2 protein-coding genes are annotated in these 1,334 nt (G+C 42.7%); both read right to left on the reverse strand.

All coding sequences use genetic code 11. The features are described from left to right. A partial coding sequence (locus J1785_RS00960) for a fimbrial biogenesis chaperone (RefSeq protein WP_217218590.1) occupies positions 1 to 622 on the reverse strand: 622 nt, incomplete at its 3' end. A 51-nt stretch (positions 623 to 673) separates the two neighbouring features. Then, on the reverse strand, positions 674 to 1,240 hold the full coding sequence (locus J1785_RS00965; protein WP_217218591.1) for a fimbrial protein: 567 nt from the start codon (positions 1,238 to 1,240) through the stop codon (positions 674 to 676). Positions 1,241 to 1,334: the final 94 nt, after the last annotated feature.

Consider the following 1,334-nt stretch of genomic DNA (forward strand, 5'->3'; position numbering starts at 1 on the left):
CTTTACTACTGAAAGGTTCGATAACATCACCCTGAAGAATAGTGTCTTCCTGACCCGCAATCTTTAGCGAGGCAAAAGAAATATAATATGGCGAGTTATTGCTTCCCGTAACTTTATAACCTGTTGCTGTTTTCTGTGTGGTCCAGGCAACATTCTCTGAAGCAGTCAAAAGTTCGCCTTTTAAGCCCGCCGGGCGGTAAAAGAATTTAAGGCGTGTTCTTACCGCAATATTCATCAGATTCTTATCAGCTGCATTCTCACTTTCAGGGGGTATATCGAGAATGTTTATCCAAAGCATCGTCTCGCGATCCTGAGGGTATTTACTGGCTGTTTCGTCTGTCGGAAAGATACGTAAGACCTTCCCTTTGCCTTTATTAACTCTGGCAATCGGCGGGTTGATGATAAAAGGTAGATTCTCTTTATCTTCAACACTTGATTCCCGGCGACTATCAATCCAGACCTGAATAAGCGCAGGAGCATCCCCGACATTATTAATACGGACTGATTGTTCTTTTTCTTTGGCGTTAAAAATAACCCGCGTTCCCATTACCTGAATAGAGGCAAAGGCTGGCGTCAGAAATGAGAAAAGCAGAGGCAACAGAATTGCCAATTTTAGCTTCATCTTTAATACTCCGATAAATTAACCAGGGTACAAGTACCCTGGCTTTTATTCTTAGTTATAAATAATGGAGTAAACAACGTCGGTATTCACTGTACCTGCGCCGGTGGCACCACCGGTAGCAATATATTGTGCCCAATAATCAAAACGGGCAGCATTATTTGCAATCACTTTACCGGTAGTCGGATCAGTCACAGGTACACGTAAATCGATGGCTTGTTTATTTTCGTCAGACAAGACAACCTGTACTTTCGTTGCCGAACCTGAAGCAGTAGAGTTCATCAGGTTACCGGTCGCACTGTCAATTTTGGTGCTTGCCGCGCGTTCCCAGGAAACGTTAGCAAATTTACCATTCGGACAGTCAGTACCGCTTAAGCTGATATAAAATGGCGTATCACCCGCTTTCTTACCGGCAACATCCAATGCTGTCGTGCTGACAGGTTTAAGGTTGACTGTAAAAGTACCGGACGGCGTCAGACCTTCATCAGTCCCACCATTGACAATACAGGTTGCACTACTAATGGTACCGGTAAAAGTAATGGTACCGTCTTCAGCACTGGCCGCCATGCTGCTGGCAAATAAGCAAACAGGCAATAATAAAAGTTTGGATTTCTTTAACATAAATAACTTTTCCTTGTTATTGAGACAAATATAATCAACCGCTCTAGAAGGTGCATATTGTACATAAATGAACGATAGTTGAAATATATACTAA

This window comes from Rahnella perminowiae, from assembly GCF_019049755.1.
Classification (GTDB): Bacteria; Pseudomonadota; Gammaproteobacteria; order Enterobacterales; family Enterobacteriaceae; genus Rahnella; species Rahnella perminowiae.

What these genes read in the sequence shown, in the direction of transcription:
- J1785_RS00965 (WP_217218591.1), bottom strand. Translation starts at nt 1,240, where the DNA reads ATGTTAAAGAAATCCAAACTTTTATTATTGCCTGTTTGCTTATTTGCC.